At 74.0% G+C, this 8,815-nt stretch carries 8 protein-coding genes; 7 read left to right on the top strand and 1 reads right to left on the bottom strand.

Annotated features, from left to right (window positions below; all coding sequences use genetic code 11):
- Both HGA02_RS05265 and HGA02_RS05260 read left to right on the top strand, forming a co-directional pair.
- On the top strand, window positions 1-138 hold a 138-nt coding region (locus tag HGA02_RS05265), incomplete at its 5' end, for a 16S rRNA (uracil(1498)-N(3))-methyltransferase (RefSeq protein WP_210728203.1).
- A 106-nt stretch (window positions 139-244) separates the two neighbouring features.
- A complete protein-coding gene (locus HGA02_RS05260) occupies window positions 245-1,057 on the top strand; it encodes a hypothetical protein (protein WP_168678114.1) in 813 nt (270 codons plus the stop codon).
- A 12-nt stretch (window positions 1,058-1,069) separates the two neighbouring features.
- Here the strand turns inward: HGA02_RS05260 and ppdK are convergent, their stop codons facing one another.
- Entirely contained in the window at window positions 1,070-3,778 is a 2,709-nt protein-coding gene (gene ppdK / locus HGA02_RS05255) for a pyruvate, phosphate dikinase (RefSeq protein ID WP_168678113.1), read from the bottom strand.
- Between the two features lie 226 nt (window positions 3,779-4,004).
- Here ppdK and HGA02_RS05250 point away from each other — a divergent pair, with 226 nt between their 5' ends.
- The 5 genes from HGA02_RS05250 to HGA02_RS05230 all read left to right on the top strand — a co-directional run.
- Entirely contained in the window at window positions 4,005-5,012 is a 1,008-nt protein-coding gene (locus tag HGA02_RS05250) for a PhoH family protein (protein ID WP_168678112.1), read from the top strand.
- On the top strand, window positions 5,009-5,461 hold the full coding sequence (ybeY, locus tag HGA02_RS05245; RefSeq protein ID WP_124341789.1) for an rRNA maturation RNase YbeY: 453 nt from the start codon (window positions 5,009-5,011) through the stop codon (window positions 5,459-5,461). The genes HGA02_RS05250 and ybeY overlap by 4 nt, the downstream gene beginning before the upstream one ends.
- Window positions 5,458-6,777, top strand: coding sequence for a hemolysin family protein (locus HGA02_RS05240; RefSeq protein WP_168678111.1), 1,320 nt, complete (start codon window positions 5,458-5,460; stop codon window positions 6,775-6,777). Before ybeY ends, HGA02_RS05240 begins: the two co-directional genes overlap by 4 nt.
- Entirely contained in the window at window positions 6,774-7,688 is a 915-nt protein-coding gene (gene era / locus HGA02_RS05235; RefSeq protein WP_168678110.1) for a GTPase Era, read from the top strand. Before HGA02_RS05240 ends, era begins: the two co-directional genes overlap by 4 nt.
- On the top strand, window positions 7,688-8,815 hold a 1,128-nt coding region (locus HGA02_RS05230), incomplete at its 3' end, for an alpha/beta hydrolase family protein (RefSeq protein ID WP_168678109.1). The genes era and HGA02_RS05230, both read left to right, overlap by 1 nt.

Raw genomic sequence — 8,815 nt, 5'->3', positions numbered from 1 at the left:
ATCGGCGACGAGGAGCTCGCCCGCCTGGTCGAGGCCGGCGCGGTCGCGGTCCGCCTCGGCCCGCACGTCCTGCGCACGTCGACGGCGGGCCCGGTCGCGCTCGCGATCCTCGCGCAGCGCCTCGGCCGCTGGGCCTGAGCCCCCGCGGAGCGCGGGGGACGCCCCGGCCGCCAGGAGCGTCGCCGAGCCCCGCACGCGCGGAATCCGGTGCTTCCGAGGCAGGCAACGCTGGCACACTCGCCGCGTGCGCTACGCGATCCTCGAGACGACGGCCGACGGCACGCGGACCGACCCCGGTCCGTACCTGCGGTGGCTGGCCGAGCACGGCGACGCGCTGCCGCCCGGTGCACGCGCCTTCGCCCGCCATCCCGAGCACTACGACTTCTCGTACCAGTGGTGCCCGCGCGGCGCGACGTTCGACCGGCTCGCGATGCGGCACACCGACGCCGGCGTGACGGCGACGCTGGTCCTCGCGGGCGCCGGTCGCGCCGCACCCCAGTTCGTCCTGCGCTACGAGGGCGTCGTCCGCCTCGAGGTCGACGGCGACCACGGTGGGCTTCCCCGCTCCGACCTCCTCGTCGACGAGCTGCTCCCGCACGACGACGGCGTGAGCCACGAGCTCGCGTTCATCGCCGGCACGGTGACGGTCGTGGCGCGCGACCTCACGGCGGGCTGGTCCGGCACGGCGGGTCCTGGCAGCCCGCGTGACCCGCTCGGTGCGGGGGACCCGTCGAACCCCGCGACGCTCGCGCGCCTCGTGCGGACGCGGCTGCGGATGTACTTCCTCGACGAGCGTTTCCCCACCGTCGCGGCCGGCGTCGGCTGGGGGTCGCGGTTCTGGCGCGACGACGAGGCGTACCGGCACTTCCGCGACTGGGCGGGCGTGCGCCTGATCGGCGGGCGTTCGTCCACGAGCTGGGAGGCGCTCGTGGGGAGGCAGGTGGCGCCCGGCCGCGCGCACGACGCGTGGACCGACGACGACCACGCCGCGGCGGTCGCGCTCACGTTCGACCTGCTGGAGGAGTACTTCGCCGAGCAGGGCTACGTCGCCGGCTGAGCGGACGGGTCGTCAGCGCACGTCGACCCCCGCCTCGGCGACCGCCGCGCGGCCCGCCTCGAGGCGCGCGACCGGGACGCGGAACGGCGAGCACGACACGTAGTCGAGGCCTGCGTCGTGGAAGAAGCGGATCGACTCGGGGTCGCCGCCGTGCTCGCCGCACACGCCGAGCGTCAGGTCGGGCCGGGCGGAGCGCCCTTGCTCGACGGCGATCTGCACGAGCCGCCCGACGCCGAGCGCGTCGATCGTCTCGAACGGCGACACCGTGAGCACGCCGTTGTCGGTGTACTGGGCGAAGAACGCGCCCTCGACGTCGTCGCGCGAGAACCCCCACGTCGTCTGGGTGAGGTCGTTGGTGCCGAACGAGAAGAACGCGGCCTCCTGCGCGATGCGGTCGGCGGTGAGCGCGGCGCGCGGGAGCTCGATCATGACGCCGACGGGCAGGTCGAGGTCGACGCCGCGCTCGGCACCGACCGCGGCCATGATCGTGCGGGCCTCGTCCTTGACGAGCCGCAGCTCCTGCACCGACCCGACGAGCGGGACCATGATCTCGGCGCGCGGGTCACCCCCGGCGGCCCGGCGCTCGACGACGGCCTCGCAGATCGCCCGGATCTGCAGCGCGAACAGGCCGGGCACGACGAGGCCGAGCCGGACGCCGCGCAGGCCGAGCATCGGGTTCGCCTCGTGCATGCGCCGGACAGCGGCGAGCAGCCGCTCGTCGGCGGTCGCGTCCTGCCCCCGCTCGTGCGCGAGCGCGACGCGCACCGACAGGTCGGTGAGGTCGGGCAGGAACTCGTGCAGCGGCGGGTCGAGCAGACGGATCGTCGTCGGCAGACCGTCCATCTCGCGCAGCAGCCCGACGAAGTCCTCGCGCTGGAGCGGCAGCAGCGCGTCGAGAGCCGCCTGCCGCTCGTCGTCGTCGGACGCGAGCACCACGCGCTCGACGAGCACGCGCCGCTCGCCGAGGAACTGGTGCTCGGTGCGGCACAGCCCGACGCCCTGCGCGCCGAGCCGGCGGGCGCGTGCGGCGTCGGCGGCGGTGTCGGCGTTCGCGTGCACGTGCAGGCGGCGGACGGCGTCGGCGTGCGTGAGGAGCCGGTCGACGGACCGGACGAGCTCGCGCGTGTCGTCGTCGGGCGCGTGGTCGAGCGCCGCGTCGAGCCCCTCCTCGAGGTACCGGCTCACGGGCGACGGCTCGACGGGCACCTGGCCCAGGAACACCTCGCCCGTGCCGCCGTCGATCGCGACGGTGTCGCCCTCGCGCACGACGTGCCCGTCGACGCGGAACGAGCGCGCGACGAGGTCGATGTCGACGGCCTCGGCCCCGACCACGCACGTGCGGCCCATGCCCCGCGCGACGACGGCCGCGTGCGACGTCTTGCCGCCGCGCGCGGTGAGCACGCCGACCGCGGCGATCATGCCGCCGAGGTCGTCGGGGTTGGTCTCGCGTCGCACGAGCACGACGTCCTCGCCCGCGGCCGCCCGCTGCTGCGCGGTCGCGGAGTCGAACACGGCCGCACCGACGGCCGCGCCGGGCGACGCGGCCATCCCGCGCGCGAGCAGCGTGCGGTCCGCGGACGCGGCGAACTGCGGGAAGAGCAGCTGCGACAGCTGCGCCCCGGTCACGCGCGCGAGCGCCTCGTCGAGCGTGATGAGGTGCTCGTCGACGAGCTGCGTCGCGATGCGGAACGCCGCCGGGGCGGTGCGCTTCCCGATGCGCGTCTGGAGCATCCACAGCTTGCCGCGCTCGATCGTGAACTCGATGTCGCACAGGTCGCGGTAGTGCGTCTCGAGCTGCCGCATGGCCCGGCGCAGGTCCGCGTAGGCGCCGGGGTCGCGCTGCGCGAGGTCCTCGAGCGACAGCGTGTTGCGGATCCCGGCGACCACGTCCTCGCCCTGCGCGTTCGCCAGGTAGTCGCCGTAGTTGCCGGTCTTGCCGGTCGCCGGGTCGCGCGTGAACGCGACGCCCGTGCCGGACGTCGGCCCGAGGTTGCCGAACACCATCGGCACGACGTTGACGGCCGTCCCGAGGTCGTCGGGGATGCGCTCCTTGCGGCGGTACAGGCGCGCGCGCTCGGTGTTCCACGAGCCCAGCACCGCGACGATCGCGAGGTCGAGCTGCTCGCGCGGCTCCTGCGGGAACGGCGACCCCGTGTGCGTGCGCACGATCTCCTGGAACGTCCCGACGAGCTCGCGCAGCGCGTCGGCGTCGAGGTCCACGTCCGAGGTCACGCCGCGCGCCGCCTTCGCCGCGTCGAGCGCGTCGGAGAACAGCGCACCGTCGAGGTCGAGCACCGTCCGGCCGAACATCTGCACGAGCCGGCGGTAGGAGTCCCACGCGAACCGCTCGTCGCCGCTGAACCGCGCGAGCCCGTGCACGGTCGTGTCGTTGAGCCCGACGTCGAGGACCGTCTCCATCATCCCGGGCATCGAGAACTTGGCCCCCGACCGCACCGACACGAGCAGCGGGTCGTCCGGGTCGCCGAACCGGCGCCCGAGCGTGTCCTCCATCTTCCGCAGCGCCGTCGTCACCTCGACGGCCAGCCCGCGCGGCACCGCGCCCGTGCGCATGTACGCGCGGCACGCCTCCGTCGTGATCGTGAAGCCCGGCGGGACCGGCAGCCCGAGGCGCGTCATCTCGGCGAGGTTCGCGCCCTTGCCGCCCAGGAGGTCCTTCTGGTCCTTGTCGCCCTGCGTGAAGTCCCACACGTACGTCGCCACGGCGCACCTCCGCGTGCGGCCGGGCGCCCTCACCCGGCCTCCCACCGGCCAGTCTGTCCCCGTCCACGCCCGGCGCGCAGCACCAAGGTCCCGGGTGGGCGCGCAGGAATGCGCTCGGCGGGCGCGCGCACGGCGTCGGTAGACTGGGACGACCACCCGACCGCGTGCGACGCGCCCGACGCGCCCCGCGACCGCCACCGAAGGAGCGCACGGCGCACGCCGACCCATGACGCAGCCCCACACTGATCCCCGCCCGGCCGGTGCGCACGCCCGCGTCGAGCACCGCATCACCGTCCCGGCCGACGTCTCGATGGTCGAGCTGCTGGGCCTGCGCGACGAGGTGCTCCGCGCGATCGAGTCCGGCTTCACCACGGTCGACGTGCACGTCCGGGGCAACGAGGTCACCCTCGCGGGGCCCGCGGGCGACGTGGCCCTCGTGGCCCGCCTGGTCGACGAGCTCGTCGAGATGGCCGCGGCCGGCACGCCGCTCACGCCCGACGTCGTCTCGCGCTCGGTCGCGATGCTCGCCGAGGGCTCCACGGCCCGGCCCGCCGACGTCCTGACGTTCAACATCCTCACCGCGCGCGGCCGCACCATCCGGCCGAAGACCGCGGGGCAGAAGGAGTACGTCGACGCGATCGACCGGCACACCGTGACGTTCGGCATCGGCCCCGCCGGCACCGGCAAGACGTACCTCGCGATGGCGAAGGCCGTGCAGGCGCTGCAGGCCCGGCAGGTGAACCGGATCGTGCTCACGCGTCCCGCGGTCGAGGCGGGGGAGCGGCTCGGGTTCCTGCCCGGCACGCTGTCCGAGAAGATCGACCCCTACCTGCGCCCGCTCTACGACGCGCTGCACGACATGGTCGACCCCGAGTCGATCCCGCGGCTCATGGAGGCCGGCACGGTCGAGGTCGCGCCGCTCGCGTACATGCGCGGCCGCACGCTCAACGACTCGTTCATCATCCTCGACGAGGCGCAGAACACGTCCGTCGAGCAGATGAAGATGTTCCTCACCCGGCTCGGGTTCGGCTCGCGCGTCGTCGTCACCGGCGACGTCACGCAGGTCGACCTGCCGTCGAACACCACGTCGGGCCTGCGCGTCGTCGAGCAGGTCCTGGACGGCGTCGAGGACGTCGCGTTCTGCCGCCTGTCGTCCGCCGACGTGGTCCGGCACCGGCTCGTGAGCGACATCATCGACGCGTACGCGCGCTGGGACAGGAGCGGCACCCGATGAGCATCGAGGTCAACAACGAGTCCGGCTTCGACGTCGACGAGGCCGAGTTCGCGGCGCTCGCGCGGTTCGTGCTCGACGCCATGCACGTGCACCCGCAGACCGAGATGTCGATCATGCTCGTCGGCACCGACGTCATGACCGACCTGCACGTCAAGTGGATGGACGAGCCCGGCCCGACCGACGTGCTGTCCTTCCCGATGGACGAGCTGCGCCCCGGACGTGAGGGCGAGCCGACGCCCGCCGGTCTGCTGGGCGACGTCGTGCTGTGCCCCGAGGTCGCCGCGCAGCAGGCGCGCGCCGCGGGCCACTCCACGGCCGAGGAGCTGCTGCTGCTCACGACGCACGGCATCCTCCACCTGCTGGGCTACGACCACGTCGAGCCGGAGGAGGAGAAGGAGATGTTCGCGCTCCAGCGACGCCTCCTGCTGACGTTCCTGGCCGGTCGATGACCGACGTGCCCGTCGGGCTGCTCGTCGCGCTCGCGGTGCTCGGCATCGCGTTCGCGGCGGCGATGTCCGCGGGGGAGGTCGCGGTCACGCGCGTCTCGCGCGCCACGGTCACCGACCTCGTCGCCGACCAGCACCCGGCCGCCGCGCGCGTGATGCGCCTCGAGGAGCACGCGTCCCGCGTCGTCGCGGCGGCGTCGTTCGTCCGCCTGCTCGCGGAGATGACCGCGACCGTGTGCCTCACGCTCGTCGTGTCGTCGGGGTCGCTGCCGTGGTGGGCCGTCCTGCTCGTCACCGTCGGCCTCGTCGCCGTCGTCGCGTTCCTGCTCGTGCGCGTCAGCCCGCGCAGCATCGGCCGGTCGCACCCCGTGCGCACGCTCACCGTGCTGTCCCGCCCGCTGCTCGGCATCACGGTCGCGTTCGGCGGTCTCGGGCGCGCCGCGTCGTACGCCGGGCCCGCGCAGGACGAGGAGGAGCTGCGCGAGATGGTGCAGCGCGTGAGCGAGTCCGAGGCGATCGAGGACGAGGAGCGGGAGATGTTCCGCTCGGTGCTCGAGCTCGGCGACACGCTCACGCGCGAGGTCATGGTGCCGCGCACCGACATGGTCGTCACGCACGCCGACACCCCGGTGCACAAGGTGCTCGGGCTGCTGCGCCGGTCCGGCTTCTCGCGCGTGCCGGTCGTCGGCGAGTCGGTGGACGACCTGCGCGGCGTGCTGTACCTCAAGGACGTGGTGCGACGTCTGCGGCTCGCCCCCGGGGTCGACGACCCCGACGCCGACGCGCTCCTCGCGGCCCCCGCCGACTCGCTCGCGCGGCCCGCGGTGTTCGTGCCCGAATCCAAGCCGGTCGACGAGCTGCTGCGCGAGCTCCAGGACGGCTCGTCGCACATGGCGATGGTCGTCGACGAGTACGGCGGCATCGCCGGCCTCGTCACCATCGAGGACGCGCTCGAGGAGATCGTCGGCGAGCTCACCGACGAGCACGACCCCACCGCACCCGAGGTCGAGGACCTCGGCGACGGCGTCTACCGGGTGCCCGCACGGCTCGGCCGCGACGAGGTCGGCGAGCTGTTCGGCCTCGACGTCGAGGACGAGGACGTCGACACCGTCGGCGGCCTCCTCGCGAAGGCGCTCGGCAAGGTCCCGCTGCCCGGGTCCGCGGGCGACATCCACGGGCTGCACCTCGTCGCGGAGGAGGCCCAGGGGAGGCGTCGCACGCTGTCCACCGTGCTCGTCAGCCTCGCCACCCCCGACGACCCCCCGACGCACACGCCCGCCGAGGGCGTGCCGACCGACCAGCACGGAGCCGCACGATGACCTTCCGCTCAGGATTCGCCTGCTTCGTCGGCCGGCCCAACGCGGGCAAGTCCACGCTGACCAACGCGCTCGTCGGGCAGAAGGTCGCGATCACCTCCGGTCGTCCGCAGACCACCCGGCACGCGGTGCGCGGCATCGTGCACCGCGACGACGCCCAGCTCGTGCTCGTCGACACCCCGGGCCTGCACCGACCCCGCACGCTGCTCGGCGAGCGGCTCAACGACCTCGTCAAGGACACGCTCACCGAGGTCGACGTCGTCGGCTTCTGCCTGCCCGCGGACCAGCGCGTCGGGCCGGGGGACCGGTTCATCGCCGACCAGCTCGCCGAGCTCGCGCGCGACGGCCGCGGCACGCCCGTGGTCGCGATCGTCACCAAGGCCGACACGGTCGGCAAGGGCCGCCTCGCGGAGCACCTCATGGCCGTGCAGAACCTCGGCGAGTGGGCCGACATCGTGCCCGTCTCGGCGGTGTCCGGCTACCAGGTGAAGGTCCTCGAGGACGTGCTCGTCGGGCACCTGGCCGAGGGCCCGGCGCTCTACCCCGAGGGCGAGCTCACCGACGAGCCCGACAACGTCATGGTCGCCGAGCTCGTCCGCGAGGCCGCGCTCGAGGGCGTGCGCGACGAGCTGCCGCACTCGCTCGCGGTCGTCGTCGACGAGATCGTGCCCCGTGAGACGACGTCGCCCGACGCGACGCCCATGCTCGACGTGCGCGTGCACCTGTTCGTCGAGCGCGACAGCCAGAAGGCGATCGTCATCGGCAAGGGCGGTGCGCGCCTGCGCGACGTCGGCAGCCAGGCACGACGCGGCATCGAGGCGCTGCTCGGCGCGCGCGTGTTCCTCGACCTGCACGTCAAGGTCGCGAAGGACTGGCAGCGCGACCCCAAGCAGCTCGGGCGGCTGGGCTTCTGATGCTCCGACCCGGGTTCCGCGACCGTCGCACCCTGCCGCACGAGCGGCGGGGCGGTTCGCCGTACCGCGTCGTCGCGAGCACCGTGCTCGGGATCGTCGTGCTCGCCGTGCTCGGTGCCGTCATGGGCCCGCAGTGGGACCCCGTCCCGCTGGCCGACCCGATCGCGGTCGAGACGTCGGCCACCGCGATCGGCGACGCCCCGCAGCTGCGGACGTACGACGTCGCGACCAGCACCGTCACGGTCCAGCTCGACGGCGCGACCGTCGAGGCGCAGATCAGCGTCCCCGTCGGCCTCGACGAGCCCGCACCCGGCGTCGTGTTCGTGCACGGCGCCGGCACGGGCAGGTTCAGCCGGGCGTTCGTCGAGCAGGCGCGCGCGCTCGCCGCGTCGGGCATCGTCGCGATGGTCCCCGACAAGCGGCTCGACACCTACACGACGCGGCACCGCGACTACGTGCAAATGGCCGCCGACTACGAGGCGTCCGTCGAGGTCCTGCGCCGGCACGCCGACGTCGACCCCGACCGCGTCGGCGTCTACGCCGAGAGCGAGGGCGGCTGGATCGCGCCCGTGATGGCCGCGCAGGACCCGCGCCTCGCGTTCGTCGTGCTCGTGTCGTCGCCCGTCGTGCCGCCGCGCGAGCAGGCCGCGTTCGCCGTCGACTCCTACCTGCGCAACACGGGCGTCCCGCACGGCGTGTTCCGCGCGATCCCGCGCGCCGTCGGCATGTCGCTGCCAGGCGGCGGGTTCGAGTACGCCGACTTCGACGTCACGCCCTACCAGCGGCAGATGCGGCAGCCCGTCCTCGTCGTCTACGGCACCGGGGACGCGTCCATGCCGACCGTGCAGGGCGCCGAGCAGATCATCCGCGACACCGCGATCGCCGGGAACGGCGACGTCACCGTCCGCTACTACGAGGGCGCGAACCACGGGATCCGGGTCGGCGGCGACGTCTCACCCGTGTTCCTGCGCGACCTGTCCGGGTGGGTGCTCGGGCTGCCCGCGACGGGCAGCAGCGAGCCGCGCATCGCGGGCGCGCAGCCCGTCCAGACCTACGTCGCCGCGCCCGTGCCCGAGCCGTGGTGGCTGCGCGACGGCGACGTCGTGCTCGGCACCGTCGCGGTCGCC

This window comes from Cellulomonas septica (assembly GCF_012396155.1).
Taxonomy (GTDB): domain Bacteria; phylum Actinomycetota; class Actinomycetes; order Actinomycetales; family Cellulomonadaceae; genus Cellulomonas; species Cellulomonas septica.
Note: the sequence above shows the minus strand (reverse complement) of the source record. Positions and strands in the feature narration are given on the sequence as shown.